The sequence below is a fragment of the Leptospira fletcheri genome, assembly GCF_004769195.1.
Classification (GTDB): domain Bacteria; phylum Spirochaetota; class Leptospiria; order Leptospirales; family Leptospiraceae; genus Leptospira_B; species Leptospira_B fletcheri.
Map to the genome: position 1 here is coordinate 522,163 of NZ_RQET01000004.1, position 26,616 is coordinate 548,778.

22 protein-coding genes are annotated in these 26,616 nt (G+C 46.5%); 14 read left to right on the plus strand and 8 right to left on the minus strand.

Annotation, left to right across the window (positions count from 1 at the left end):
- Positions 1-6: 6 nt before the first annotated feature.
- Positions 7-462: an OsmC family protein gene (locus EHO60_RS05815; RefSeq protein WP_135767210.1), complete on the minus strand. Its 456-nt coding sequence runs from the start codon at positions 460-462 to the stop codon at positions 7-9.
- Between the two features lie 167 nt (positions 463-629).
- Here EHO60_RS05815 and EHO60_RS05820 point away from each other — a divergent pair, with 167 nt between their 5' ends.
- The 4 genes from EHO60_RS05820 (at position 630) to EHO60_RS05835 (ending at position 8,201) form a co-directional block, all read left to right on the plus strand.
- Positions 630-2,210, plus strand: a complete 1,581-nt coding sequence (locus EHO60_RS05820; protein ID WP_135767211.1) for a methyl-accepting chemotaxis protein — start codon at positions 630-632, stop codon at positions 2,208-2,210.
- Positions 2,211-2,321: 111 nt separating this feature from the next.
- Complete coding sequence (locus EHO60_RS05825) at positions 2,322-5,099, plus strand: SpoIIE family protein phosphatase (protein ID WP_135767212.1); 2,778 nt, start codon at positions 2,322-2,324, stop codon at positions 5,097-5,099.
- A 206-nt stretch (positions 5,100-5,305) separates the two neighbouring features.
- Complete coding sequence (gene ilvC / locus EHO60_RS05830; RefSeq protein ID WP_135767213.1) at positions 5,306-6,307, plus strand: ketol-acid reductoisomerase; 1,002 nt, start codon at positions 5,306-5,308, stop codon at positions 6,305-6,307.
- A gap of 271 nt (positions 6,308-6,578) precedes the next feature.
- Positions 6,579-8,201: a caspase family protein gene (locus EHO60_RS05835; protein WP_135767214.1), complete on the plus strand. Its 1,623-nt coding sequence runs from the start codon at positions 6,579-6,581 to the stop codon at positions 8,199-8,201.
- A gap of 57 nt (positions 8,202-8,258) precedes the next feature.
- On the opposite strand, the gene EHO60_RS05840 is transcribed toward EHO60_RS05835, so the two are convergent.
- The gene (locus EHO60_RS05840) at positions 8,259-8,465 is read right to left on the minus strand and encodes a hypothetical protein (protein ID WP_135767215.1); all 207 of its coding nucleotides are present in this window, start codon (positions 8,463-8,465) and stop codon (positions 8,259-8,261) included.
- Between the two features lie 161 nt (positions 8,466-8,626).
- Between EHO60_RS05840 and EHO60_RS05845 the strand changes: the two genes are divergently transcribed.
- Positions 8,627-8,860 (plus strand): hypothetical protein, encoded by a 234-nt coding sequence (locus EHO60_RS05845; protein WP_135767216.1) that lies wholly within the window; start codon positions 8,627-8,629, stop codon positions 8,858-8,860.
- Positions 8,857-10,779 (plus strand): MutS-related protein, encoded by a 1,923-nt coding sequence (locus tag EHO60_RS05850; RefSeq protein WP_135767217.1) that lies wholly within the window; start codon positions 8,857-8,859, stop codon positions 10,777-10,779. The genes EHO60_RS05845 and EHO60_RS05850 overlap by 4 nt, the downstream gene beginning before the upstream one ends.
- 47 nt (positions 10,780-10,826) lie before the next feature.
- Here the strand turns inward: EHO60_RS05850 and EHO60_RS05855 are convergent, their stop codons facing one another.
- The 6 genes from EHO60_RS05855 to EHO60_RS05880 all read right to left on the minus strand — a co-directional run bounded on the left by EHO60_RS05855 (position 10,827) and on the right by EHO60_RS05880 (position 18,182).
- On the minus strand, positions 10,827-12,887 hold the full coding sequence (locus EHO60_RS05855; RefSeq protein ID WP_135767218.1) for an AsmA family protein: 2,061 nt from the start codon (positions 12,885-12,887) through the stop codon (positions 10,827-10,829).
- Position 12,888: 1 nt separating this feature from the next.
- Positions 12,889-13,854 carry an ABC transporter ATP-binding protein gene (locus tag EHO60_RS05860; RefSeq protein ID WP_135767219.1) on the minus strand — a complete coding sequence of 322 codons (966 nt, stop codon included), beginning with the start codon at positions 13,852-13,854 and terminating at the stop codon, positions 12,889-12,891.
- The gene (locus tag EHO60_RS05865) at positions 13,851-14,843 is read right to left on the minus strand and encodes an ABC transporter ATP-binding protein (protein WP_135767965.1); all 993 of its coding nucleotides are present in this window, start codon (positions 14,841-14,843) and stop codon (positions 13,851-13,853) included. The genes EHO60_RS05860 and EHO60_RS05865 overlap by 4 nt, the downstream gene beginning before the upstream one ends.
- Positions 14,843-15,880, minus strand: a complete 1,038-nt coding sequence (locus tag EHO60_RS05870; RefSeq protein WP_135767220.1) for an ABC transporter permease subunit — start codon at positions 15,878-15,880, stop codon at positions 14,843-14,845. Before EHO60_RS05870 ends, EHO60_RS05865 begins: the two co-directional genes overlap by 1 nt.
- Positions 15,877-16,890 (minus strand): ABC transporter permease subunit, encoded by a 1,014-nt coding sequence (locus EHO60_RS05875; RefSeq protein ID WP_135767221.1) that lies wholly within the window; start codon positions 16,888-16,890, stop codon positions 15,877-15,879. The genes EHO60_RS05870 and EHO60_RS05875 overlap by 4 nt, the downstream gene beginning before the upstream one ends.
- Positions 16,891-17,003: 113 nt before the next feature.
- On the minus strand, positions 17,004-18,182 hold the full coding sequence (locus tag EHO60_RS05880) for a lipocalin-like domain-containing protein (protein WP_135767222.1): 1,179 nt from the start codon (positions 18,180-18,182) through the stop codon (positions 17,004-17,006).
- 226 nt (positions 18,183-18,408) lie between these two features.
- Here EHO60_RS05880 and EHO60_RS05885 point away from each other — a divergent pair, with 226 nt between their 5' ends.
- From EHO60_RS05885 to EHO60_RS05920, 8 genes are all read left to right on the plus strand, one after another.
- Positions 18,409-19,380, plus strand: a complete 972-nt coding sequence (locus EHO60_RS05885; protein ID WP_135767223.1) for a lysophospholipid acyltransferase family protein — start codon at positions 18,409-18,411, stop codon at positions 19,378-19,380.
- A gap of 107 nt (positions 19,381-19,487) precedes the next feature.
- Positions 19,488-20,408 carry a septum formation inhibitor Maf gene (locus EHO60_RS05890; protein WP_135767224.1) on the plus strand — a complete coding sequence of 307 codons (921 nt, stop codon included), beginning with the start codon at positions 19,488-19,490 and terminating at the stop codon, positions 20,406-20,408.
- Between the two features lie 221 nt (positions 20,409-20,629).
- Complete coding sequence (locus EHO60_RS05895; protein ID WP_135767225.1) at positions 20,630-21,361, plus strand: phosphoadenylyl-sulfate reductase; 732 nt, start codon at positions 20,630-20,632, stop codon at positions 21,359-21,361.
- On the plus strand, positions 21,358-22,266 hold the full coding sequence (gene cysD, locus EHO60_RS05900; protein ID WP_135767226.1) for a sulfate adenylyltransferase subunit CysD: 909 nt from the start codon (positions 21,358-21,360) through the stop codon (positions 22,264-22,266). The genes EHO60_RS05895 and cysD overlap by 4 nt, the downstream gene beginning before the upstream one ends.
- The gene (locus tag EHO60_RS05905) at positions 22,266-23,504 is read left to right on the plus strand and encodes a sulfate adenylyltransferase subunit 1 (RefSeq protein ID WP_135767227.1); all 1,239 of its coding nucleotides are present in this window, start codon (positions 22,266-22,268) and stop codon (positions 23,502-23,504) included. Before cysD ends, EHO60_RS05905 begins: the two co-directional genes overlap by 1 nt.
- Before the next feature lie 24 nt (positions 23,505-23,528).
- Positions 23,529-24,308 (plus strand): uroporphyrinogen-III C-methyltransferase, encoded by a 780-nt coding sequence (gene cobA / locus EHO60_RS05910; RefSeq protein ID WP_135767228.1) that lies wholly within the window; start codon positions 23,529-23,531, stop codon positions 24,306-24,308.
- Positions 24,305-24,901: a precorrin-2 dehydrogenase/sirohydrochlorin ferrochelatase family protein gene (locus tag EHO60_RS05915; RefSeq protein ID WP_135767229.1), complete on the plus strand. Its 597-nt coding sequence runs from the start codon at positions 24,305-24,307 to the stop codon at positions 24,899-24,901. Before cobA ends, EHO60_RS05915 begins: the two co-directional genes overlap by 4 nt.
- Positions 24,902-24,929: 28 nt before the next feature.
- Positions 24,930-26,615, plus strand: coding sequence for an NADPH-dependent assimilatory sulfite reductase hemoprotein subunit (locus EHO60_RS05920; RefSeq protein WP_135767230.1), 1,686 nt, complete (start codon positions 24,930-24,932; stop codon positions 26,613-26,615).
- The last annotated feature ends 1 nt before the right edge of the window (position 26,616 follow it).

Sequence of the window (26,616 nt, forward strand, 5' to 3'; positions counted from 1 at the left end):
GAGAAGCTATTCAAGACTCGGATGAATGATTACTTCCGCCTTGATGGAATTTCCTATAAAACAACTCTTATGGGCAAGCTCGTGTAGGGTTTTGAGTTCTTCTTCAGTCGGGAAGTTTTCCTGAGCGAATTTGGTTTTGGGATGGATGTCGATTTTAACGATCGCAAGTTTTCCGTTCTCGTTTTTGTCCAGGGTGGATATCGCAGTATCGGAATATTCCAACACTATGTACTTTCTTTTGGCGGCGACCGCCAAAAACGTTAACATGTGACAACTAGATAAGGAAGCTGCGATGATTTCCTCCGGATTCGCGTATTCCTCTTTCCCGAAAGTAGAGGCAGTTGACGATCCTCTGATTTCTTGTCCTCCTCCGAAGCGAATGAAATGGGTTCGATCATAAGTTTCGTACTTAAACTCTTCCGGCCCTTTTTTCCAATTTAATTGAATACGATACTCGGACATATTCTCTGCTCCATATATTTTTCATGAAACGTTAAAATGTTGTAACGTTCCTTTCTTTTGCGGCGAATTTTCCACGGTCGTTCAGCAAAAAAGTGTCGCTTTCTGACCTATTTCCTATTCTAAATCTCCTGTAAGTAATGTAAATAAATTACTGGGGAACGGGCACTATGTCGAATCAAACCGGGGCCGAGAAGATTGCGGCTACAGGACCGATCACGATCAACCGGATACGATTTGGATTAATTTTTCTTTATTTTGCTTCGATTGCGATCGGCTATAAGCTTAGCACGACGACTCAAAATACGATGTACATCGCGGGTACTTCAGCCATGGTTCTGTATACCCTTTACTCCTTTTACAAAAACCGATTCGGCGGTGGAGTTTCCCCAGTTTTAGGAAAAGCATTCGTATTGGTAGACGTGGTAGTGCTTACGCTAGTGATGATAGGCGCCACGTTCGAAGACCCCAAACGTGCGTCGGTAGTGATTCGGCAAATCGTATTATTCACAATATATGTGATTTATATAATATATTCCGGACTTCTCCTATCCACTTCGTTTGTGATATGGACCGGATTGTCTTCCGTGGTTGCGCAATTGATCATTATCTTCAACGCCAAGCTGACCGGAGTAATTTTTACGGAAGATCCCAAGATAGTAAATCTTCCAGGATACGCTCCCATCTCCGAACAGTTCACGAAAACGGCCTTTTTGATCGTTGTAGTGTTCATCGTCCGAACTTTAATTTCCATATTTATGCGACTAAAGGATGCGGAGGAGGAAAAGTCGATCGCCGCCGAACGTGCCAGAATGGAACTGGAAACGGAAAGGGAAAAAATGACCATCTCAGCCAGCTCCCTCAGACGGAATTCGAAAACACTACGGGAGTTTTCGGGAGAATTATCGGAAGTGGTCAGCAGTCATGCGGCTTCTTTCGAGCAAATCAGTTCGACGATGGAGGAATTCCTGGCGCAGACCGAGCACTCTGCGGGGACGGTCCGAAATCAGTTGTTACGCATCGAAGGTTTGCTCGGTGAAAGCGGTAACCTACATGATTTGATTGAAAAGATCGACAGCAATTCCTCCCAATTGAACAAGAACATGGAGATCGTTTTATCTGCGAGCAAGGAAGTTAGCGCTTTTGTCGAAGCGCTTCGTCAATCTCTGGATTCGCTCGGAAATTCCTTTCGCTCCGTCGGGGAAGTGAATCAGATCATGTCCGACGTGGCGGATCGTACGAACTTGCTTTCCTTAAACGCGTCGATCGAAGCTGCGCGGGCCGGAATGGCGGGTAAAGGGTTTGCGGTTGTTGCCGTCGAGGTTTCCAAGCTAGCCGAAAGCAGTTCGGAAAACGCGGACCGTATCTCTAGGATCATCAAAGAAAGTACGGGACACGTTTTGGAAGGACAGAAATCCGCATCGACAGCGACGCAAAAAGTGCAACAGCAGGAATCGTTGTTCGGTAATTTCTTGGATCGGTTCGCGCAGCTGAGTGAATTGCTGGAAAAGCAGAAGACGGTCAACGACCGCTTTTTATCCAACTTAGGCGAGTTGCGGGACCTTTCTTCGGACATTGAGATTGCGTCAAAAGAGCAGGCCTCGGGTTCGGGCTCGATGATGCAGGCGGTTTCGGCCCTACAGAGTTCCATGGATTCGCTTTTGGATAAAAGCGAACTTCTCGGCGAAACGATTCGAACTTTGGAAAAGGAAGCAGAAGTACTTACTCTCCAAGAAAGCTCGGTGAATTAAAGAGAAGACTTTTTCTTTTGGCTTCTTGCAACGATTCCTTTTGTCTTGCGGATCATTTCGAAAGGAATTTCTCCTTGCATTTTCCCTTTAGCCGATTAAAACCGTGGGTCGATGTTGTTTTTCGATTCTTGGGCGATTTCCACTCTTATCTGCTGCATATTTACTCTCATCATTTTCGTCTATCTCGCTGCGTTAAAAAACAAGGCGAGTTATACCGGGTCTTTTTCCGTACTGTTCCTGTTGGTCTTTATCGTAAATTTGGGATTTTTTATCTCTGCGATATTCCCGTATCCTAACGGTGCATTTCATCGAATGCTGACCGGTCCCGGAGCAGCGTTCGGGACGATTTTCCTTTGTGTGTTTTCCTATTTGTATCCTCGGAACGACCGACCGAAGGAAGCGAAAATCGTGCTAGGCATTTTGTCTTCCATCTCCCTAGTCGCGGTCATTTATTCGTATTATCAGATTTTAACTCATGATCCGATTTTCGATTTTCAAGGCCAGATATACACGTATCCCGCCGGCGTCGGCGGTATACTTGCGATAGTAATGATCGGATTTTTGGTATCGATGCTCGTCATTCAAATCAGGAAAATCGTGCAAAGTTCCGGAGAAGAAAAGAAAGCGCTGATTCAAATGTCGATCGCTATCGGAGTTACCTATCTCGTACCCGTTTTTTCCAATTTGCTATTGCGTGAAGGCTATATAAAATTTCAGGTGTTCCAGCAGCTATATGTCGGTTTCATGATAGTGGGTTATTTTTCGCTCACGATCGTATTCATCAATAATACGGTGGATCGGACTTCTTTCATGACTAAGATCGTCGGAATAACGGTCGTCACCAGTCTTGTCTTTGCACAAGGATTCTCCACCGTTTTGAACATTAGAAACGAGGCACTTTATGATGAGATCAGCCTGAAAGAAGCTTTGACTTTCGTTTCCACGGGAAAATCGGACGGTACATCGATAGCATATGTGATATCTCTAGGTAAGAATTCCCAGAGAGCAAAATTACTTCACAAAAAGGAAAACTACGAACCGAATCTCGACGAGTCCCTAAAGGATATCGTCAAAAACAAAAGTGCGGGAAATTTCCTGAAAAGAATTCCCACGGTCAATCTTCCGAAATCGACGCAAAACGCTTCCAAATACGTTCCTAAATTGTCCGATCTATTCTACTCATATTACATATCCGATACCGAAAACGACAGGATAGTTCAGGTCGCTTTTCCCTATGTCTACTATCGGACTTTTCTGGATGAAACGAACAGGTGGGTCGCGATTCTGACACTGTTCCTGGTGTTGATCATTCTGACCTTGTTTCCGGTTTTTTTCAGTCGGAGTTTAGTGCGCCCTTTGAATACTCTGATCCAGGGTGTCGGAGAAGTGAACCTTGGAAATCTTTCCGTAAAAATTCCCGTACTAGTTCAGGACGAGATCGGCTTTCTCACGGATGCGTTTAACAAAATGGTCCAGAGCATTCTCGAAGGCAGGACCAAACTGGAAGAGTACGCGGACACGCTGGAAGAAAAAGTGGAATCCAGAACCAAGGAAGTCACGGAGAAAATGGAGGAGATACAGTCTTTAAAAGTCCAACAAGACGGTGACTATTATCTGACCTCCCTTTTGAGTCGTCCTTTAATGACCAATTGGAATAAATCGAGAAGCGTAAGCACTGCGTTCTACATAGAACAGAAAAAGAAATTCACTTTTCGTAATAAGAATTCCGAAATCGGAGGGGATATATGCATCAGCGGAAATCTCCTCTTCGGCAGCGACAAGGATCGTTGGACCGTTTTCGTTAACGGTGATGCGATGGGAAAATCCATGCAGGGGGCCGGCGGCGCCATCGTTTTGGGCACGGCGATGAATAATATCATGGCTCGTTCGGCGGGAAAAGGAAAAGCCCTGGAATCCAGTCCCGAAGATTGGATCCAGGATACGTATCGGGAACTTGACGATATATTCAGGACATTCGACGGGGTGATGATGGCGTCCGTCGTACTGGGATTGATCAACGAACGTACCGGGAGAATGTTATATTTCAACGCCGAACATCCTTGGACGGTACTGTTTCGGGACGGAAAATCCTCCTTTTTGGAGAAGGAACTGACCTTAAGAAAGTTAGGTTCTCCTTCCGAGATGAGTTTTAAGATTTTAGAATATGTTTTGAAACCCGGGGACGTGATATATGTGGGCTCGGACGGAAGAGACGATATAAACGTAGCCCAAGGAAATTCCTCCTGGACGATGAACGAGGATGAAACGATATTTTTAAAAGCTGTTGAATCCTCTAAAGCGGATCTGGATGGAGTCGTGAATTATATTCATGGGCTAGGCATATTGACCGACGATCTTTCTTTGATCAGGATCGGCTTTCAGGAGACCGAGGTTGCGACGGCTTCGGAACCTAAACGCAAATATGGAGATACGGCGATCCGAAAATTTTCGGAAGCCAAAGAACTATTACAGCAAGACGAAATCTCCACCGCCGTCGTTCTTTTGGAGGAGACGATCAAATCGGAACCCGATTTTAAGGAAGCGATCCGGCTTCTCGGACAGATCTATTACGACCAAAAGGATTACGAAAAAGCCGCGAGTCTTTTTGCTGAGTATGTAAAGTTCGATTCGGATTCACCGAATATCTGGTTTCTCCTTTCGATATGTCAAAAATATCTGAAAAATTATTCGCAAGCCAGCATATCGGCGGAAAAGGTTCGATACTCCCAACCTCAGAGACTCGCTAACCTAGTGAATCTCACGGACAACTATCGACTTTTAGGTCGTTGGGAAGAGGCGAGATCCACTCTTTTAGTCGCACAGAGCATCGACAAGGAAAGCCCCGGAGTCAAGAAACTGGACGAGCTTCTCAAATCCAAAGGCTACTGAGGAATTTTAGGTTGTGAAATGGGCCTTTTTACAATGTGCTGTCAAAAGGACCCTCTAGGACGCCGGTTCGACTCGTCGTCTTCATAGCGTAAGCCCGAAAATTTCCGATTCGTCTTTGATACGGTTCCACGTCGGAATATTTCGTCTCATTTGATAAAAGACGGGCTTTTTCTGGAGGTTCTTAAGGTAGATTCGAGGTACCATAGATGGCCAATTTATACTACGATCAGGACACTGATATTTCCCTTCTGAAAGGAAAAACGATCGCCGTAATCGGTTACGGTAGCCAAGGGCACGCTCAGGCTCAGAACATGAAAGATTCCGGCCTGAAAGTGATTATCGGATTAAAGGAAGGATCTAAATCGAAAAAGGACGCGCAAGAAGCCGGATTCGAAGTGTATTCCGTCGCGGAAGCGGCCAAAAAAGCGGATATTATTCAGATTCTTGCACCGGACGAGATCCAAGCTGACATTTATAAGGCCGATATCGAGCCGAATTTAAAGAAAGGCGATGCGTTGGTATTCTCGCACGGATTCAATATCCATTACGAATTCATTAAACCTCCGCAGGATGTGGACGTCTATATGGTGGCTCCGAAAGGTCCGGGCCATCTCGTTCGTCGCGTTTATGTGGAAGGAGGCGGTGTTCCTTGCTTAATCGCGGTTAATCAGGATGCGACCGGCGAGGCTAAAAAGCGCGCTCTGGCTCACGCTGCAGGAGTAGGCGGTGGTCGTGCGGGAATTCTCGAGACGTCTTTCCGCGAAGAAACTGAGACGGACCTATTCGGAGAGCAGGTCGTTCTCTGCGGTGGACTATCCAATCTGATTATGGCGGGATTCGAAACATTAACCGAAGCGGGGTATGATCCTGAGATCGCGTATTTCGAATGTCTTCACGAAGTGAAACTGATTACGGACCTGATTTACGAAGGCGGATTGGCTCGTATGCGCTACTCAATTTCCGGAACCGCGGAATACGGGGATTACGTTTCCGGTCCTCGTATCATCGACGCAGGCGTAAAAGCCAGAATGAAAGACGTCTTGAACGATATCCAAAAGGATAAGGGAGCCAAATTCGCGAAAGCCTGGATTGCGGAGACCAAAGCGGGATATCCTGAATTCAATAAAATGCGGGATAAGAACGCCAACCATCCGATCGAAGGTGTCGGAAAGAAATTGCGCAGCATGATGAAGTGGCTCGGTAAATAAGAATTCAAGAATTCTGTTTTTTGGAAGCCGGAGCTTAAAATCTCCGGCTTTTTTATTTTCAGGATTCGAAAATACGGGATATCAAAATAGCGCGGTCCTACCCGCGGCAGTCCCCTTCTATCACCCTCCCGATTTTACTACGGAAATTTTCGCAAAAATCGTCTTTTATCCGCCATTTTGCTCGAACAAAGAACCTCCATAAAGGCAAAAAAATAATGACAAACCTTTTGATTTTGCTATTTTTAGGACCACTCAAGCCAGGAGGCTCGGATTGAAATCCTTAATTTCAGCAATCGGAATCTCTCTTTTTCTGTTTTCAACGGACGTATTTGCGCAGAGAAGATTCGGACTCATCTTCGGCTCGAACTATAAAGGAAACAAAGCGGGGATTCCAGAACTTAACCTTTGCGAAGCCGACGCTAAGTATCTTCACGACGAAATAAGACGCGTTGGCAAGTTCGACGATATTAAGATCATTCTCGGAAAGGACGTCACGAAGGATAATATTCAGAAAGAGATTAAAGCGCTCTCTTCTCGTGCGAAATCCGATGACACGGTCTTTCTCTATTTCTCCGGACACGGAGCTTTTCAAAGAGATGCGAACGCCAAGAATGGAATGCGGAATTTCATCATTTGCTATGACCGTCCACATTTGAGCGACGATGAGCTGAACGATTATCTGAGCGATATCAAGTCCCCTAAAACTGTATTCGTCTTCGACTGTTGTTTTTCGGGCGGGATTACCAAAAAAGGAAGATCGACTAGAGGAGCCGCACCCGTTCCGATTCCGCAAGGGAGTGATGGAACGGTCCGCCAAGATCCTCAGGACTTCTATTTCCAGGATAAGGCGATCATTTCCTCTGCGGACGATAATCAGACCGCAATAGAAGTGGGCGGAAATATCAATCACGGAATCTTTACATATACGTTCGGAAAAGCGCTTTCTACCGCGGATTTGAATCACGATAATGTGGTTACCGCATTGGAAGCGTTTTTCGTTTCCAGGGACGATACGGCCGCAATGGCCAAGAAATTCGACCATGAACAGGTACCACAGGTATCGGGAAACGCGTCAGGAATCCTGTTGGCTGGGGAGAAGAAACCCGAACCTCCTCCTGCGGTGGAACCCACCAAACCTCCGGTCAATCCTACGGTAACTCCCGATGTGGATCCTCCCAAGCCGAATCCGGTAACGCCTGTAGTGACCCCGCAAGAGCCGCCCGTAGTTCCGACGAATTCGAAAGGGGATCTGGTGATCAAGACGACGATCATACAGGACAGGGCTTACGGAGTGTCAGATCTTCCACCCGATATACGTTTAACGACAGGTAAGAAGAGAAAAGGGAATCGTTCCGTGAAAGTATTGATCGACGATAAGGAGTACGAAACCAAAATCTCGACCGAGTCTTCCGCATATTGGGGTTCGGTCAAAAAAATGGGCAAATTGGTTTCCGGAGCGATTTATACGCTTACTTTGAAGGACCTTCCCGCAGGCGTTCATAAGATAACGATTCAGGCGGATGATTATCCGGAGATTCAAAAAACGCAGGCAGTGATTCCGAACAAAAAGAACGAAATGGAAGTAGTGACTTCTATGTCCGGTTTCGGCGCGATACGCGGCAAGGTCTTTTACCAGACTTTGGACAACCCGGTAATCAATCAGCCGATTTATATGCCAACGATTTCGAGCGTAACAGGGATCCAGAAACTAAATACGGATCAGAGCGGAAACTTCTGGTTTACGAACCTGAAACCGGGAGAATACGAAATCAAGGCTTCTTTTGCGGAGGATTTGAATTTGAACAATTCGAATCTCGTCGTCAAGGAAGGAGAAGTGACGGAAGTGGACGTGATTCTAAACGTGAAGCTTCCTTCTACGAAAACGAAATATTGATTTCGGAAGAAGAGTAATATGAAAAAAGCCTTCCGATCGGAAGGCTTTTTTATTCTATCAGTCTTTCTGGAAATGTTTCCACTGACTGGAATTAATTCTTCTTTTACGGATTTCGTTCAGTTTTTTCATTTGTTTCGTATCCAGTAGATTTCCCGCTTTTAAACCCGAGGTAGGTAAAGCGGTGTCATCCGTCAGATTTGCGAAGATTCCACTGACCTTGGCAAAAGAACTCCGGAGATCCGGATCCATTTCCGAATACAACATAAATCGCCTCCGTGCGACCCTTCGGGTGGAAAAGTGAGAAGGTCCGTCGATCCGTCCGTGGAAGAGGAGCCTTTCCCTGAACTGTACTTCGGGGGATTTACAAAATACTTGAGGTTTTTTTTTCTTGTACGATAAGAAAGTACCGGATAAAAACGGTTAAAATGCAGATTCGTCTGGAAAATCGAACGGGACGAAGGTCGGGGAGATACGTAGTTTACGAGTACGGAACCGACTTATTCGGCTACGTGTACGTGGATAAATTCCGCGGAAAAGACCGTGGGCGAATCGTATCCAGATGGGTTATGAATGACCTCGGCTCCATGGTCCGCTTATTGGACCACGAGCTGTATCGCCGCGAATCCGAAAATTACGAGAACGTTTCGGCAGCTGTATGAATATCTCGGCCCGGGTTCTCTCCGTAGAAAGGAGAAAAACCCGAATCTCAAAACTTCTTACTTTCGAAGAAAGAAAACTCCGTAACCTATCCACACTGAGGCTTTTCTCATTCGCGGCTTTTTTCCTTTGGATTCTAACCGCATATCTACTCAGGCCTACTTCCGAAATTTATTATCTTCCCTCTGTCCTCTTTTTGGCCGCATTTTACCGATTGCTTGGAATGTACCAGGCAAGAAAGGACAAGAAAGATCGCCTAAGTCTCTGGATCCGGTTTTTGGAGGAGCAGAAGGCAAGGCTGACCTTAACTCCAGGGGAATATCCGCGGATAAAGCGGGAATTGTACCGCAATCTTTCCGGGCAGAGGGATCTCCCTACATGGACCAAAGATTTGGATTTTTTAGGAGAAAGCGGGATATTTTCGCGGATCGATACCGCTTCCACATCCGAGGGTCAAATACGCTTTCTATCTTATTTTTTGGAACCGAAGCGGGTACTTACTTCGCGGGAAAGACAATCTTCCGTTTTGAAACTTTCCAAAAGATTGCCTACAGTCCAAAAACTTTTACGACTGTTCAAGCTTTACGAAGCATCCTTACCGGAACTCGAAGAGAAAAAGGAAGAATCTTTACCTTCCTACATTCCTTCTCTTTTCAAAAAAGATTCGAAAGATTCGACGGAAGAAAAAGGAAGTCCTCCTTCCGATTTATTCCGTCAAAGTCCCGACGAATTTTGGACCGGCGCCTTCGGGGAGAGGGGAAGGATTGTTCGCGCCGTTTTTCCTTTCTGGGTCGCCTTTAACTGGATTGTCGTTTTAGGAGCTTTGCTAGGGGGAAAGACTTGGGGTTTCGGTCTGTTTCTATTGAACTTATCCTTATTCGGATTCTATCGTGGAACTTCACTGGATATGATTCGTTCCCTAGCCAAGCAGTCCGAGTCTCTTCCTAGATTGGGAAAAATCTTGAATTACGCGATACGTTCGAATCTTGCCGGCAGTTCAGGAAAAAAATTCTTTTCGGATTGGTCTCCGCAGGAATTCCAACTCTGTTGGAACGAATTCACAAGAATAGCAAATCGCGCGGCATTTTTCCAAGCTCCTCTTCCGCATAGCAGCCTGAATTTCCTTTTTCTCTTCGATTTGTGGCTTTGGAAAAGATATGATCGCTGGTGGAAACGTTGGGGAAGCAGGATCGCGTCCGCTTTCTCCGATCTTGCGGAATTGGATTCGATTCTTCCTCTCGCGAATCTCAAGTGGCTAGAACCTACTTTCTCTTTTCCGAATATTCTCGGAAAATCCGAGTCGGCAAAATTGGAAGCAAAGGCCTTGGTGCATCCGTTGATCCAAGCCGAAAAACGGGTACCGAACGATTTGGAGAAGGTTTCTCCCGGAGATATATTTCTCTTAACGGGATCCAATATGTCGGGTAAGACTACGTATCTTCGATCCGCCGGAATCTGCGGAATCCTTGCCATGTCGGGCGGACCTGTTCCCGCTTCCGAGTGTAATCTTCCGCTACTGGAAGTTCATTCAAGCGTTCGAAACGAAGACTCCGTGGAAAAAGGAATCTCTTTCTTCTATGCGGAAGTCAGGCGATTGGCAAAAATTTTGTCCGAGGTTTCCGATACCGGCGTGGAACACTTGGTCTTGCTGGACGAAATCCTGAAAGGGACGAATTCGCGGGAGAGAACTCTCGCGTGCAAAGGAATCCTGAAAACTTTAAAAAAATCGAAAGTATTCGGAATCGTTACGACCCACGATCTGGAATTGGCCGGACTCGAAGGGCTGGAACTAAGACATTTTCGGGAAGAGATAAAGGACGGAAAAATGAGTTTCGACTATAAAATCAGGAACGGGGTCGTCCAATCCAGCAACGCTTTGGAAGTACTTAAACTGGAAGGTTTAGATCTGGACTTTTCCTGATTCGCGCGTTCGGACCGACGGGAACGAATCGGAAATCAGAGTAAGGGTTATTTTCCTTTCGGTTTCTTGTTTTTGGATTCCTCTTCCGATCCTCCGAAAAGACCGGTGACCCCGTCCCAAAGATCTCTTACATATTCTCCGATCACCGAGCCAGCGACTCCGCCTCCGTAAGGACCGCCCAGAGGCAGGAGATAAGGGCCCAAGAGAATAGAACCGGCATAAACGGAACCTAGCCAAATCGGATCTATATAAGGGATCCCTTTTCCGAACACACCTTTATATAAAATCGGGATCTTGGCTGCTTGGCCCACCACTTTTCCTCCCAATCTCAAATACAATATCATGTCGATCCGTTTGTCAAAGCCGACGTTTCCGTTCCCGTCCACTTCCATTCCGCTCCCTTCAAGAGAAAGATTAGGAAAAAATAATTTATTATTTCTGATTTTAATGTTCGACTTAAGTTCGGAAAATTGGAATTTTCGACCGTCTACGCCTTGGAAGCTGATGATCTTTCCGAGAGTATTCAAAACCGGAATCATGAAGTTGGCGTATCCGATCAACTCTCCGTTTCGGATTCTCATATTACCGGATCCGGTCATATTCTCGAATAGCTCAGCGACCGTGTCACGTGAATGATCCCTGATATATGTTTCCAGATAGAATCGACTATACAGTTCTCCCGTAATGATCCTTTCCGGAAGATAAGGTAAAAGTATCCGATCGGATTGAAGTCTAAAAGCTTCTCCTTCCACCTCCAGTTTCGGGATAAACGGAAAAATCTTCGCTTTCCCTACGATTTCGCCGTTATAGATGAACGCGTGAAAGCTCGGAATACTCAACATCGGTTTTACAAACTTAGCTTCGCCTTTTATGGACGCAAAACGATGTTTGAAGGCGAAAAAATTGTTCAACTCCGCGTTGAAATAAAATATTCCCGGAGGTGAAGTCGGATCGAAGAGATCTTCTCTTACGTCGAAAAGGCGTCCTAATTTTACGAGATGATGATAATCGGCATAATCGCTGTGAATGCTGAATTGTCCGACGGTTCTGTTTTTCCAGTTCACGCTTCCGGTGCCGCTGGCTTTCGCCACACCTTCCCAAAGGCCGTCTATATAAGAAAAGGATATCTTCTTTCCGAAAGGATCCAAGTCGAAATCGGTATCGACTTTAATCTTTCCGAACGGAACCCCTCCTTTGTAAGCGAGGTCGCGAACCTGGGACCTGATCTTAAAGTGAACTAAAGAATCCCTTTCCTTCGATACTTCGATTCGGCCGGACACAGTGGTCTTGGAAAAATCCGCAACGGGAAAGATAAAGAATAAATCCCTTAGCAGAGATAAAGATAGATCGTTCAGGTTTAGAACGATAGAAAAACTCAGTTTATTCCAATCCGCGTTCGCTTTTTGGACGATAGCGGAAGTAAATTCCAGGTCTATCGGTTGCTCGTCGATTTTTCCTTTAAACGAGAAGTCTATATTGTTTCCGTAAAAAGAGATCGAAATCCTAGATTTGTAGAAGTATACGCTATATTCCCTATTATGAATATCTTCCTTGTATACAAGTGTAAAGTTATTTACCTCGACGTTCTTGAGTTCTATACCGATGAACTTCTTCGCGGAAAAACCCACGCTCAGATCGATATTTTCGGGATCGAGCTTTATACTAGATCTTTCATCCTCGTCGGTTTCCTCTTTTTGCAGATATTCCAGTAGATCAAAGGATCCGTCTTTTCTACGCTCGAGATATAGAGATCCTCCTTCGATGGTTATATCCCGTAACTCCACTACTCCGTGGAATAAACCTAACCAGGATATATCGAGATCGATCCTATGGCTAACCGCCAGTAGAACGTCGTTTTTTTTAATCGAAACACCTTCGAGAGTGATCCCCGGAAAAGGAAATACGATCAAATCCGAATTTCTGACTTCTATATCCAGTCCAGTGGCCTGCCGGATTTGGTTTAACAGAAATTCCTTATAGAACTCCTTTCTTTGCAGAAAAGGAATATAAACCAGAGTCAGGAAGAGAATTCCTATAAGCGATAGGATAAATAGGAGTTTTAGCCTTTTACGTTCTAGGTAATCGGATAATACGTCCCATGCGCGCATCTCATTTCTCCAGAGGAAAATGACATAGAACCTTACGATCCGACCCGACGGGTTTCCAGTCCGGTTTGGCATGGGAACATATTTCCTGCGCTATGGGGCAACGGGGATGAAAGTGGCAACCGGAAGGTTTGCGAAGAATGCTGGGAACTTCCCCTTTTAGAGAAGGTTTCTTTTCCTTTCTATTTTCTATACTGAAAACGGATCCGAAAAGGGCTTGAGTATAAGGATGTGCGGGGCGCTCGAACACGTTGCGGGTATCACCGATTTCAACGATTCTACCCAAGTACATGACCGCTATCCTGTCGGAGATCGCTCGAACGATTCCGAGATCGTGAGAAATGAAAAGATAGGAAAGTCCGAAATGTTTTTTCAAATCCTGCAATAATAGTAGGACTTGGGCTTGTGTGGATACGTCCAAGGCCGACACTGCTTCGTCCAAAACGACGAATTCCGGTTTCAGGACAAGAGCTCTCGCGATCGCGATCCTTTGTCTCTGGCCGCCCGAAAATTCATGCGGATAACGTTCCAGTATATCGGAAGGAAGCCCGACTTTTTCCAGAATGTTTTTTACCTCTTCGACCGCGTCGTTTTTCGCTTCCTGTTTGTGGAGTAACAACCCTTCGATTAATATTTCCTTAATATTCATTCTCGGATTCAAAGAGGAATAAGGGTCCTGAAAAACGATTTGTATCTTCCGCCTAAATTGATGAAAACCCTTTTCGGACAAGGGCAATATATCCGTTTTTTCGTAAGAAATCTTTCCTGAATCCGGCTTTAATAAACGAAGTATTGCTCTGCCTAACGTGGATTTTCCGCAGCCGGATTCTCCGACTAAACCGAGCGTTTCCCCTTTTACGAGATCCAAGTTTAGATTTTCGACCGCTAACAATCTCTTTTTACTTCGGCCGAAGAACGTTTCCTTTCCGAATCCGACGGTCAGATCCCTGATTTCCAGTAGGGAATTCATTTGTTCTCTCCTTGTTTTGAGAGCAGGTAGCAGGCGGAATAATGCTCTGGACTTCCTGCAATAAGCAAGTTCGGCTTCGATGATTCGCAGCGATCAAAAGCGGAGGAACAGCGATTTTGGTAGTGGCAACCTCTCGGATAACTACCGGGCGGAGGCACCCTTCCTTCTATGGTCCTAAAGGCGCCGGTTGCAGTGAATCTGGAAGGTAAAGAATTCAACAGGTCTCGGGTATAAGGATGTGAGGGTGACTCGATAACAGAATCCGTACTTCCTATCTCCGCGACCCTGCCCGCGTACAACACGCAAATCTGGTCGGCGATATGACTGACTAGTCCGAAATCATGGGAGATAAATAGGACCGAAAGCCCGAACGCATCTTTCAGTTTCAGTAACAACTCTACGAGCTGTGCCTGCACCGTTACGTCCAAGGCGGAGGTAGGTTCGTCCGCGATCAACAATTTCGGGTCGCACATTAAGGCGGCAGCTATGCTTACCCTTTGCAGGATTCCTCCGCTGAGTTGGTGAGGATAAGAATTCATCCTGAGTTTTACGTCCGTGATTCCGACGGAAGAAAGAAGGTATTCCGCCTTCTCCTCCCCTTCTTTGCGGGAACCCATGGAATGGATCAGGAATCCTTCCGTCATCTGGTCTCCGATTTTTTGGAGAGGATCTAAGGAAGAAAAAGGTTCCTGGAAAACGTAAGAGATGTTTCTTCCCCGGACCGATTCCAATTCTTTAGAAGCGAGGGTCAGAAGATTTCTGGATTCGAAGAGAACCTCCCCGCCGGTAAAACGGAACAAATCCTTCGGAAGCAGTTTCGTCAGTGCCATGGAGCATACGGATTTTCCGCAACCGGATTCCCCGACTAGAGCCAACACTTTTCCCTTTTCCATCCGGAAGGAAAGGTCTTGTAAAAGAGGAACGTAGCCGTTTTCCGTTCGGAGTTCCAGAGAAAGATCGGTGACGGATAAAATCGTTTCTTCGGAAATCATTCGTACGTCGTCCTTTCCTTGGCATCAAAGGAATCTCTTAAACCTTCCCCGACAAAAGAGGTAAGAAGTATGGTCATTGCCAAAGCGGATGAAGGAAAAGTGATCAACCACCAAGCTCTTAGATTTTCCCTTCCCTGCCCGATCATCTCGCCCCAGGAAGGATTCGGGGCGGGAATTCCATACCCTAAAAAATCCAAGGCACTTAAAATTCCCACCGCACCGATCAGAGTGAAAGGTAAAAAGGTCAACAAAGGAGTGATCGCATTCGGAAGAATGTGATTCCACATGATCTTCCAAGAGCTCGCTCCGAGTGCTCTCGCCGCGTCCACGTACGTTTGGGTCTTGAGTTTGTAGAATTCTCCTCTCATATACGCACTGATTCCGATCCAGCTCAATGCGGCATAGGTTATCAGAAGAACGAAAAATCCGCGTCCAAAAAAGGAGCCCATGATCAGGATCAGATATAAGAACGGTATAGCTGACAGGATTTCGATGATTCTTTGCAATACGATATCCGTCCTTTTTCCGAAATATCCCTGCACACCGCCAACGATGGTTCCGAGTAAAAGTTCGACGACGACCAATACCAAACCGAAACTCATCGAATTCCGGTACGCGTAAAAAATTCGGGTAAATACGTCCCTTCCTCGATCATCTGTTCCGAGCCAGTGTCGTTTTCCCGGCGCCGAAGGAGGAGCGTCGTCGCCTTCCAAACTTTCCAAATTATCTTCGTTGTACCCGTACGGAATCGGAGGAAACAGGATCCAATTTTTGCCCTGCTGAAAATCGGATCTCTTGGCCAACTTTTTATAATTGGGAGAAGTGAGATTGACACCTCCGAAAGCTTCGTCCGTATAAAAGGAAAAAATCGGGAAATAAAATCGGTCCGAATAGGAAACGACCCAAGGTTGATTGTTGGCAAGCGCCGGAGCTAAAACGGAGATCCCGTACGTTACGATTAGGATCCAGAGAGAAATCCATGCCCGCCGATTGGATCGAAATTTTTTAAAACGTCTTTCGAACAACGAATTCATGCTTCGAAATTAATCCTTGGATCGATCAGTACGTAGCAAATGTCCGAAAGGATATTGCCGAAAAGAGCGAGCAAACTCTGAATCAACAGGAGACCCATCATCAGGTCCGTATCGCGTTCCGTCACGGCTTGAAAACTCAAGAGTCCCATCCCGTCTATGTTGAATACCAACTCGATGATCAAAGAACCGGCTAATACCAGGCTGATATTGGATCCGAATCCGGTAGCGATCGGAATCAAACTATTGCGGAATGCATGCCTAAACACCGCTTCCTTAAAAGACATTCCTTTGGCCACGGCGGTACGAACGTATTCTTTAGAGATCTGATCCAATAGGGAATTTTTCATCAAGAGAGTAAGAACGGCAAAGGAACCGGAAACATAACAGATTACCGGGAGAAACATGTGCGATAGACGGTCTTGAATCCGATCGAAAAATCCGAGGGATTCGTATTCGTCCGAGACTTCGTGACCTAACGGAAACCAGGAAAATACCTCTCCGGAAGCGAAGACATAGAGCAAAAGCATGGCCAGGGCAAAGACCGGAATGGAATAGGCGAGTAGGATCAAAATGCTGGTTCCGGAATCGAATGCTTCTCCGCTACGAAGCGCTTTCGTGATTCCGAGCGGAATGCAGATCAGATAGGACAGCAAGAACCCGGAAAGACCGAAAGTGATCGATACGGGAATTTTTTCCGCGATGAGTTCCGAGACGGGACGGGAATGCAATCTCGACTCGCCGAGATCGAAATGGAGAATGTCTTTCAGCCAAAAGAGATAGGCTATCGGAATCGGTTGGTCTAGATGAAGACGCTTTTTTAAAAGATCGATCTCTTCTTGGCTGATCTGATTTGCCTGCGCTCCTTGGAGGCTGGCATATCCCCTGATTTTCGCAATCTCTCTTTCCAGAGGTCCGCCCGGCGCCAAGTGAGAAAGGATGAAAACAAGAAAGGTGATTCCGAGAAGGGTCGGAAGGATCAACACGATTCGCTTTAGAAAATAATTTCCCACGCCGGTCTCCTCAAAGAATCCTATATCCGAATCCTAGATATCCGGCTATTTTTCCGAAATGCTTGCTAAGGATAAAGATTTTTTCGACCGGTTTTGCCGACTTTGGATCGCTTCTAACGACTTCCTTTGAGTTCTAGATAACCCTTCCCTGAGACAGGTTTTCCGTCCTTCCAACCCTTGACTTCGATTCCGCCTTCCCAATAGATCAATCCGGAAGTTTGTCTAGCGTCGAATTCCTGGTCTTCGAATTTCGGCGAGATTTCCAATTTTAACGTTTCGGTTTCAATGGTCCAATGCAACCGATACGAAATTCCGGTTTTGGAGCTGGTCCAAGATTGCGGTTTTGCCCGAAAAAGGAGCTGGCCTTCTTTGTCTAAAGAAAGGACTTCGCCTTCTTTGTTTCGGATCGTACCGAACGTTTCGGACGGTTCTCCCTGACCGGAACGGAAATTGAATGCCATTACATCCGAACCGTCGTCGAGCTGGATACAGATCCAATCCCAGGAGTTTTCCTTGGAGGAAAGATCGGAACGGGAATCCGGGGAATTCTCCGGACTGCTCCATTCGTGGTCCATCCATGTCTGTCCCGATTGGACCGCATATTCCTTTCCGTCCAAGTACATCGTACCTTTTGTTTCCAATCTAGGAATGCTATAGTAATAGGAATAGAATCCCGGACGATTCCTGCTTTTGAGTGATTTTCCTCTGTTTCCGTGGAGAAGGATGTTTTCCGTTTTGCCTTTCAGATCCAGTTCGATTCCAAAGCCGGGTTCTTCTCGGGGAAAGGCACTGATTCGAAACGAAGCTGGACCCAAAACCTCCAGCCGATAATCCCCGCTCCAAATCGAACGCTTATCCTGACCGGCAAGATTCCCGAGTTCCCTCTCCAGAACCTGAGCCGTTTTATGAATTTTATTTCGCATATCGGAGATTGCAAAATGAACAGGATAAACGGTGACTTTCGACCCGAAATACGCCCGAAAGAAGCTCAATTCGTAACCCATGGGGCCGGAATCCGTTTCCAGAATTCCCACAAAATAACACCATTCCACCCGATACCCGGCATGAAAGAAATGATCCTGCGGAAATTTAAAAGATTTCTGGTGTTCCGTTTTCGGACTCGCCGCCAGTTTCCCCGGACCTAAAACGATTGCATTCTCAGCATTCAGGTGAGTAACGAGTAAAAGAAGAAACAATAAGAGACATACTTGCGCACGTCGGATTTTCGGTTCGTATCTTCGGGGATCGACTCCATGTTTTCGAGATTCAGTCTGGGGTACTTCGATGGCCATATTTTATCCGGTTATGATATTTCGAATTTCGGATCCGACAGAATCCTTCATTATGCTTAAAATTCCTGCCAAGCGAAAATCGGATTCGGCCGCACATTTTAGCCGATTTGTGATAAAAGTCCAATTTTTACCCGATTCCAATCTTTGGACTCTTTCCTTTTAGGCTGCTCTGTCGTCTAGACCAAATTCTACTTGTTCGATTGGGGCCAATCCGCCCAATTGCTTTATGTCAACCCTCACTCCGCGAAGCGAACGAAAGAAGGTCAAAAAATTCTTTCAGTACATCTTGACTAGATTTGTCGTTGGCTTCCTGTCCTTTTTTCCCTACAAGTTACGAGCTCGAATTCTATTTTCGCTCGTACTCTTGCTGAGTAAATTCACCGGTGCCGTTCGAAATAGGATCGAGCGACATGTGCGGATGGTTTTTCCGGAAAAGTCGGATTCCGAAATCAAAGGGTTGGTCTCCCATAATCTCAAAAATCTAGCGAATATGGCCAATGAGTTTTGTCAGGAACCTAGGATGAATCGCGGGTTCCTAGAAAACTGGGTCTCGCTTCTGCCGGACCCGGAAACTCATAGCAGGCTTTTGGAGAAAGGCGGTATTTTGATTCTCGGCCATCTTGGAAATTGGGAAACAATGGGCGTGTCCGCCTGCTATTCCGCTCCGGAAAACGATCTCTACGTTTTTGCAAAGAGGCAGAGCAATCCCTGGTCCAACCGATGGATCGAAAATACGCGAGCTACGCAACGGATTAAATTGGTGTATACCGACGAAAGCCCCAGAAAAGCTCTGGGGTTGTTAAAAAAGGGAAAATTAGTCGCATTCATTTCGGACCAGGATGCGGGGAAAAACGGGACCTTCTTTCCGTTTCTAGGTCGTTTAGCATCCACGTTTCTAGGACCTGCGACTTTCGCCCGTATGACGGACGTACCGATCCTGTTTTGCAGCAGTTGGTACGACGATTCGGGGAAATTGTATTTTTATATCGAGGAATTTGAAAGGCCGAAGTCGGACCCGAGACAGGATCCCGAAAAATGGGAAAAAGAATTCACGTATCGATGGGTCCGACGACTGGAAGAGGAAGTCAGAAAGCACCCTGCCGATTATTTTTGGCTTCATAGAAGATGGCATACTCGGCCGGAAAATGAGACCGAACTTTCCAGGTTTTGGGAAGGCTTTCTTTTAAGTCCGGATTAAACCCGGAGTGTTAAAGTAAACATTTGTTGAATGCGTACCTTCTCGGAGGTGGAAAAAGAATTTTCTTCCGGAGAGTTCCGACGTATGATCTGAGAAAAGGAACGTCGATGTCGATCCTAGGAAAGTTTCTCCCGCTTCTGTTTCTTCCGGTCTTTTTTCAATGTGATCGTCCGGATACAGCTTCGGCTCCACTGGTAAATGCGAAGCAATTTTCGGAATACTGGGATTCCGGACTTGCAGAGATCGCTACATATGATCTTTCACAGGCACGGTATGGAAAGATCCATAAAGGGATTGCCACTCTCATTTTCGTTCACGAAGGATTTTCGGGGAAAAAACAGGTAAAATCGGATTCTCCGGACGACCCATCCGGTGGCATCATTCCCGTGCTCAAGCTGAACATGACCAAGGATTTTTTGACGGGTGTGTACCCGTACAAATTGATGCTTTCCGTCTTTACTCCTAGGACATCGTTACCTTCTAGCATCAAAGAAGTCGCAAGCATTCAGGAATGGTGCGGAACGACTTTTTTACAGATGAACCGAAAAGAGAACGGCTACGATTTCGTTTCCTATTCTTATTTCGAATCGGAAGGGGACAAAAAAGGAAGGATCGAAAATTCGATTCTGGAGGACGAACTTTGGAACCGGATCAGGCTCGCACCGGAAAAATTACCGCAAGGAAAGATCCGAATTTTTCCCAGCGCGTTTTATCTTCGCTTCTCTCATAGAGATTTGGCTTCGGTATTTGCCGAAGCCAAAACTGAAATCGTCGATACACGGATGAATCGATACATAATTCGAAACCTCGGATGGGATAGAACTCTGAAAATCGAATTTGAATCAGCGTTTCCGCATCGGATCCTAGGTTGGGAAGAAGAATACCCCGATTCCGATTTTCTTTCCCCGGCTCAAAAGTTGGTTACAAAGGCGACGAGAAGAGGTTTTACTAGGATGGCCTACTGGGAAAAACACTTTCCTCCCGACCGATCGCTTCGTTCGGAATTGCGTCTTTCTACCAACGAATGACGAATGCTGAGTTGAGGGGTTAAAAAATAAGACGAGACATAATGAGGACATCCTTGCTTTCTCTTTTTCCTTTTTTTTTAAAATTCTCTGTTCCGGACGGTGGGCTGCTAGAATCTTGGTACAGAGAAACGATTATATCTTACAAAAAATCCAATATATAAAACTTTTGTGCAGTATATTAGTCAAACCGTCATAGTACATTCAGTGGCAGGGTAAGTTCAATGGATCCGAAGGAGCTGGAAAATCGAATCAAAGGAATGGGATTGGAAGAATCCCTGGCTTGGATCGACAAAGAATTTCCGGGAACCGCCGTTTTTTCAACCAGTTTCGGCTTGGAAGACCAGGCGATCACGCACGCAATCTATTCCCAAAATCTGGGAATCCGCATTTTTACCTTAGATACCGGTCGACTTTTCAGCGAAACGTACGAGCTCCACAAGCGTACCAACGGAATGTACGGGAAAAAAATCCAAACCTTCTTTCCGGATTCGGAAGACGTAGAGAAACTCGTGAATGAAAAAGGGCCGGATTCCTTTTATGATTCGATCGAGAATCGAAAAGAATGCTGCCATATCCGTAAGGTTCTTCCTTTGAATCGAGCCTTGGAAGGTGCCGCTCTTTGGATTACCGGGATTCGGGGAGAGCAATCCGGTTCGCGCGAGGACTTACCGAAAGTAGAGTTGGACCAAGCCAGAAATATATTAAAATTTCATCCGATTCTAGATTGGACTTGGGAAGATACCAAGGCCTATGTGGAAGCTAATGGGGTGCCTTACAATCCTCTTCATGACAAAGGATATCCGAGCATCGGTTGTGCTCCTTGCACAAGAGCCGTACTTCCTGGAGAGGATTCCAGAGCGGGACGCTGGTGGTGGGAGAACGAATCCACAAAGGAATGCGGTCTCCATTGGGTGGACGGAAAATTAGTTCGTAAAAAAGGATCGCAAGTATGACTACCCGTACTCGCCTATCGCATCTGCAGCAACTGGAAGCGGAATCGATCTATATTTTAAGGGAAGTGGCCGCGCAATTCGAACGCCCTGCTCTGTTATTTTCCGGAGGAAAGGACTCCATCACGCTAGTCCATCTCGCCTTAAAAGCGTTCCGGCCCGGAAGATTCCCTTTTCCCTTAGTTCATATAGATACCGGTCATAATTTTCAAGAGGCCTTGGATTTCCGGGACAGGCTGGCGCAAAAGATCGGGGAAAAACTGATCGTGCGTTACGTTCAGGACTCGATAGACCAAGGAAAGGCTGTGGAGGAAAAGGGGAAATTTCCGAGTAGAAACGGAATCCAAACCGTTACCCTCCTGGATACGATCGCGGAATTTAAATTCGACGCTTGTATCGGAGGCGCAAGAAGGGACGAAGAAAAAGCCAGGGCGAAGGAACGAGTTTTTTCCGTGAGAGACGAATTCGGAGGTTGGGATCCGAAACTGCAGCGTCCAGAGCTATGGAATATTTATAACGGAAAAATCCACGTAGGAGAAAACGTCAGGGTGTTTCCGATCAGTAACTGGACGGAACTGGACGTTTGGGAATACATCAAGGCGGAAAATATCGAATTGCCTTCCCTGTACTTCTCCCACAGGCGTCAGATCGTCTGGAGAGAAAATCTGATTTTTCCGGTCTCGGAATTCGTAACGTTGGATTCCGGAGATCAGGTGGAGGAAAGGACGGTCCGCTTCCGAACGGTAGGCGACATGACTTGTACGGCCGCCGTCGAATCCGAGGCAAATTCTTTAGACGATATCATACGAGAAATACAGACCTCCAGAACGACGGAACGCGGGTCCCGTTTAGACGATAAGAGATCCGAAGCTGCTATGGAAGAACGGAAACGGGGAGGATATTTCTGATGGATCTATTGCGTTTCATCACTGCAGGCAGCGTGGACGACGGAAAGTCCACCCTGATAGGAAGGTTGTTGTACGACAGTAAGTCCGTTTTTCAGGACCAATTGGAAGCCATAGAAAGAGCCGGTCAGGTCAACGGACAGGTGAATCTCGCTCTTCTGACAGATGGATTAAAGGCGGAAAGAGAACAGGGAATCACGATCGACGTCGCGTACAAATACTTCTCCACTCCTAAAAGGAAATTCATCATTGCGGATGCGCCCGGTCACGTTCAATACACCCGAAATATGGTAACCGGAGCTTCCAACGTGGATCTGGCGATCATCCTTGTCGACGCTAGAAAGGGAGTGATCGAACAGACCTACAGGCATTCTTATATCGTCTCTTTACTCCGGATTCCTTATATCGTAGTCTGCGTGAATAAAATGGACTTGGTGGAATTCTCCCAAAATAGATTCGAAGAGATTAAAGCGGAATATCTTAGATTCGCAGCCGAATTGGGTATTAAAGAAATCGAATTTATTCCTATTTCTGCTCTGAACGGTGATAACGTGGTGGATCCGTCGCAAGGAATGCCATGGTGGAAAGGAAATACCTTGCTCGGATATTTGGAGGAGATCAATATAGAGTCCGACGAAAGCAAGCAGGAAACCAGATTTCCAGTTCAGTATGTGATCCGCCCGCAGACCGAGGAGTTCCACGATTATCGGGGTTATGCCGGTCAGATCCGCAGCGGAATCTTCAGGCGCGGAGATGAGATTTCGGTCTTACCGAGCGGACTGAAATCCAGAATCAAATCCATAGATACGCATGAGGGAAGTGTGGAAGAAGCTTTCGCTCCTATGTCCGTGACCATATTACTCGAGGACGAGATCGATATCGGTCGCGGCGATATGATCGTACTTTCCGGTTCTCCTCCTATCGTTTCTCAAGATTTGGAAGCGGATATATGCTGGATGGATACCAAAGCGCTGGTTCCCGGGAATAAGTATCTTCTTCGACAAACGACTGGCTCCGTTAAATCCGCTGTTCGCGAAATTTCCTTTAGGATAGAAACCCAGACCCATGAAAAAGTGGAAGTATCGCAGTTAGGGCTAAACGAGATCGGTAGGATTAAAATCCGTACAGCAAAACCGATCGCCTTCGACAAGTATTCGAAAAACCGAGGAACGGGAAGTTTCGTTTTGGTGGATGAAGGAACGAATAATACGGTCGGAGCCGGAATGATTTCCGGTTCTTAGAGAATCGGAGATTAGAAAAAACGAATGGAAAAGCGCGGAAAAGTATATTTGGTCGGAGCCGGTCCGGGCAATCCGGATCTGTTGACTTTACGTGCTCTGCGGATTTTAGAGAGTGCGGAAGTGATCTTATACGACGCGCTTTTGGATCCTTCTTTTCTGGAATACTTTCCGCGCACTGCGATCGCACATTATGTGGGAAAACGCGCGGGACAGCACTCCGCTACTCAGACCGAAATCCAGGACCTTCTGATAAAATATGCGACTTCCGGAAAAACCGTCGTCCGATTGAAAGGCGGAGATCCTTTTTTATTCGGTCGAGGTGGAGAGGAACTGGAAGCGCTTCGTGCCAGCGAAATCGACTATGAGATCGTTCCCGGTGTAAGCTCTTTGACGGGAGGATCCTCCGCAGCGGGATTTCCCCTAACCCACAGAGGTCTTTCGAGACAGGTCCTGATCATGGACGGACACACGGTATTAAACGAAGACACGGATTGGAATTGGTTCGCGAAATTCAAGGGCACCATCGCTCTCTTTATGGGAACTTCTTCCATCCAGAAAATCGCGAATCAATTGATCGACCACGGTGCCGATCCTGAGTTGCCCTTGGCTTTGGTCGAAAATGCGAGTCTACCCGAACAGAAAATCGGGACGCTTACTCTCGGCGAGGCGGCAAGAAACGGAGTCCCTAAAAACGGAACCGGTCCGGGAATCATCTACATAGGCGCTGTCGTGGGATTGCGATCGAAAACCGATCCGTCTATTCTAGATGGACAAAGTCACTTTCCTTTCGGTACGGAAGAATGAACCGACTTCTTCCCGTGTTTTTAAAGCTGGAAGGAAAAAGGGTTCTCCTGATCGGAGGTGGACGGGTCGCTCTCGAAAAATTAGGGCCTCTACTGGAAAGCGGATGCGAATTGACTCTTGTTGCCGAAACGTTTCGACCTGAGGTCCTTGAAATTCTTTCGGGAAGACCCGAGGTCCAACTCTTTCAGAAGAAGGTCGAACTTTCGGATCTCGCGGGCTTCCACTTAATCTATTCCGCGACGAATGATAGAAAGACCAATCAGGATCTCGTAATAGAAGCGAAACGTCTGGGGATTTGGATCAATTGTGCGGACGACCCGGAAGCTTGCGATTTTTATTCTTCCGCCTATTTTGATCGCGGCCCATTACGGGTCGCCGTTTCGACTCAGGGAGAATTTGCGGGATTGGCAAAAACGATACGAAACGCTTTAGAGGAACTGGTCCCGCAGGGCCATGAACGGGACTTCGAAGATTTGTTCGAGATCCGAAAGGCGGCAAAGAAATCCCTCGGCGATCCGGAAGTTCGGAAAGAGGCGCTTCGCTCGTTATTGCGCGAATTCAAAGAGAAATACCTAAAATTAAAGCATTCATAAAAGTTAATATAAAAGGACAGCCCCTATTATGTCAGAAGAAAATGAACTCAGCGAAGTGGAACATATCAAATCGGCCTCTCAAGGGCTTCGGGGAAAAATCGGAGCTACAGTAGAGGCCGGGTCCGAGGAATTCGGAGACGATGATCGGCAGTTGATCAAATTTCACGGGATGTACCAACAAAAGGACAGGGATCGTAGAAAAGACGAGCAAGGCGATTTTATAGAAAATCCGACCTCTTTTATGATCCGTGGTCGGATCCCAGGCGGGAGATTGACTGCGAAGCAATACTTGGTTTGGGACGAATTAGGCGACAAATTTGCCGGTGGAGCTCTTCGCTTAACGACAAGACAATCCATACAGATGCATACGATCCGTCTTACCGACTTGCGCCCGATCATGCAGGCCGTCGACAAAGTCAATCTATCCACTATGGGTGCTTGCGGAGACGTGGTACGAAACGTAACGCAGGCGCTAAATCCTTGGGGAAGGTCCGATCTAAATCAGTTGGATGCGGTGGCTCAATTGTTGTCCGACCACTTCAAATACAAATCCAAGGCTTATGCCGAAGTATGGCTGGGAGAAAAGCAGCTCAATTCCGAAGAGGACGAAGATCCGATCTACGGAAAAACCTACTTGCCTAGGAAATTCAAAATCGCAGTCACTCTTGCCGGAGACAATTCCGTGGATATCTATACGAATGATATGGGATTCGCTGCCACTCTTGACAAAGACGGTAAAATTGAAGGATACTTCGTATTTGCCGGCGGCGGATTGGGCATGACCCATAATAAGGCTGATACCTATCCTAGAGCCGCGGATCTGTTGGGTTGGGTCCCCATAAAAGACCTGATCTCCGTAGCGGATGCGATCGTCACCTCTCATCGGGATTTTGGCGATCGTACCAACAGAAAGCATGCACGACTCAAGTACGTCCTAGCCGAAAAGGGTGTGGAGTGGTTCCGTTCCGAGGTTGAGAGAAGATCGAATGCGAAATTCGACAAAATAAAACCTTTACCCAAGTGGGAAACACCGGCCTATCTAGGATGGACTTTACGGGAAGATGGAACCTATTCCCTCGGGCTTCATACTCTGTCCGGTAGGATCAAAGATTTTCCGGAAAAGCCTCTTAAAACCGCGTTAAAAGACATCATTTCTACGTTCGATTTGGACGTGCAAGTTACGGCGGATCAGGATCTGGTTTTGATGGGAATCAAAAAGGATGATCGCGCGAACGTAGAAAGTAAATTAAGAAACTATAATATAGATCCCGCTTCCCCCAAACCCTTGTACGACAGAGCTTTGGCTTGCCCTGCTTTACCGACCTGCGGACTGGCGCTTACCGAATCGGAAAGAGTTTTTCCTCAACTTTTGGAAGGGATACAGAAAGTCCTGGATAAACTCCAACTGAATGATCGGGCACCGATTCTTCGGATGACCGGTTGCCCGAACGGATGCGCAAGGCCTTACTCGGCGGAAGTCGGAATCGTCGGGCAGCAAGCCGGTGGAAAGTATTCTCTCTTTTTCGGAGGAAATCCGGAAGGAACCAAGGTAGGGCAATACGTAGCGAAGAAAATCGCGTTTGCCGATATTCCGGGCCAGTTAGAGAAGGCCTTCGAAGTCTGGAAGAAAGAAGGAAAATCGGAGGAAAGATTCGGAGATTTCGTGGAAAGATACGGACTGGATAAAATCCGGGAACTCCTGGGTTCGATGTAAT

Bases quoted from the DNA above. Each gene is read 5' to 3' on its own strand.
- EHO60_RS05920 (WP_135767230.1), top strand. From the start codon at position 24,930: ATGTCAGAAGAAAATGAACTCAGCGAAGTGGAACATATCAAATCGGCC.
- EHO60_RS05855 (WP_135767218.1), bottom strand. From the start codon at position 12,887: ATGCGCGCATGGGACGTATTATCCGATTACCTAGAACGTAAAAGGCTA.
- EHO60_RS05820 (WP_135767211.1), top strand. From the start codon at position 630: ATGTCGAATCAAACCGGGGCCGAGAAGATTGCGGCTACAGGACCGATC.
- EHO60_RS05890 (WP_135767224.1), top strand. From the start codon at position 19,488: ATGTCGATCCTAGGAAAGTTTCTCCCGCTTCTGTTTCTTCCGGTCTTT.
- cysD (WP_135767226.1), top strand. From the start codon at position 21,358: ATGACTACCCGTACTCGCCTATCGCATCTGCAGCAACTGGAAGCGGAA.
- EHO60_RS05850 (WP_135767217.1), top strand. From the start codon at position 8,857: ATGAATATCTCGGCCCGGGTTCTCTCCGTAGAAAGGAGAAAAACCCGA.
- EHO60_RS05905 (WP_135767227.1), top strand. From the start codon at position 22,266: ATGGATCTATTGCGTTTCATCACTGCAGGCAGCGTGGACGACGGAAAG.
- ilvC (WP_135767213.1), top strand. From the start codon at position 5,306: ATGGCCAATTTATACTACGATCAGGACACTGATATTTCCCTTCTGAAA.
- EHO60_RS05825 (WP_135767212.1), top strand. From the start codon at position 2,322: ATGTTGTTTTTCGATTCTTGGGCGATTTCCACTCTTATCTGCTGCATA.
- EHO60_RS05885 (WP_135767223.1), top strand. From the start codon at position 18,409: ATGTCAACCCTCACTCCGCGAAGCGAACGAAAGAAGGTCAAAAAATTC.
- EHO60_RS05895 (WP_135767225.1), top strand. From the start codon at position 20,630: ATGGATCCGAAGGAGCTGGAAAATCGAATCAAAGGAATGGGATTGGAA.
- cobA (WP_135767228.1), top strand. From the start codon at position 23,529: ATGGAAAAGCGCGGAAAAGTATATTTGGTCGGAGCCGGTCCGGGCAAT.
- EHO60_RS05845 (WP_135767216.1), top strand. From the start codon at position 8,627: ATGCAGATTCGTCTGGAAAATCGAACGGGACGAAGGTCGGGGAGATAC.
- EHO60_RS05860 (WP_135767219.1), bottom strand. From the start codon at position 13,854: ATGAATTCCCTACTGGAAATCAGGGATCTGACCGTCGGATTCGGAAAG.
- EHO60_RS05870 (WP_135767220.1), bottom strand. From the start codon at position 15,880: ATGAATTCGTTGTTCGAAAGACGTTTTAAAAAATTTCGATCCAATCGG.
- EHO60_RS05915 (WP_135767229.1), top strand. From the start codon at position 24,305: ATGAACCGACTTCTTCCCGTGTTTTTAAAGCTGGAAGGAAAAAGGGTT.
- EHO60_RS05840 (WP_135767215.1), bottom strand. From the start codon at position 8,465: ATGTTGTATTCGGAAATGGATCCGGATCTCCGGAGTTCTTTTGCCAAG.
- EHO60_RS05815 (WP_135767210.1), bottom strand. From the start codon at position 462: ATGTCCGAGTATCGTATTCAATTAAATTGGAAAAAAGGGCCGGAAGAG.
- EHO60_RS05880 (WP_135767222.1), bottom strand. From the start codon at position 18,182: ATGGCCATCGAAGTACCCCAGACTGAATCTCGAAAACATGGAGTCGAT.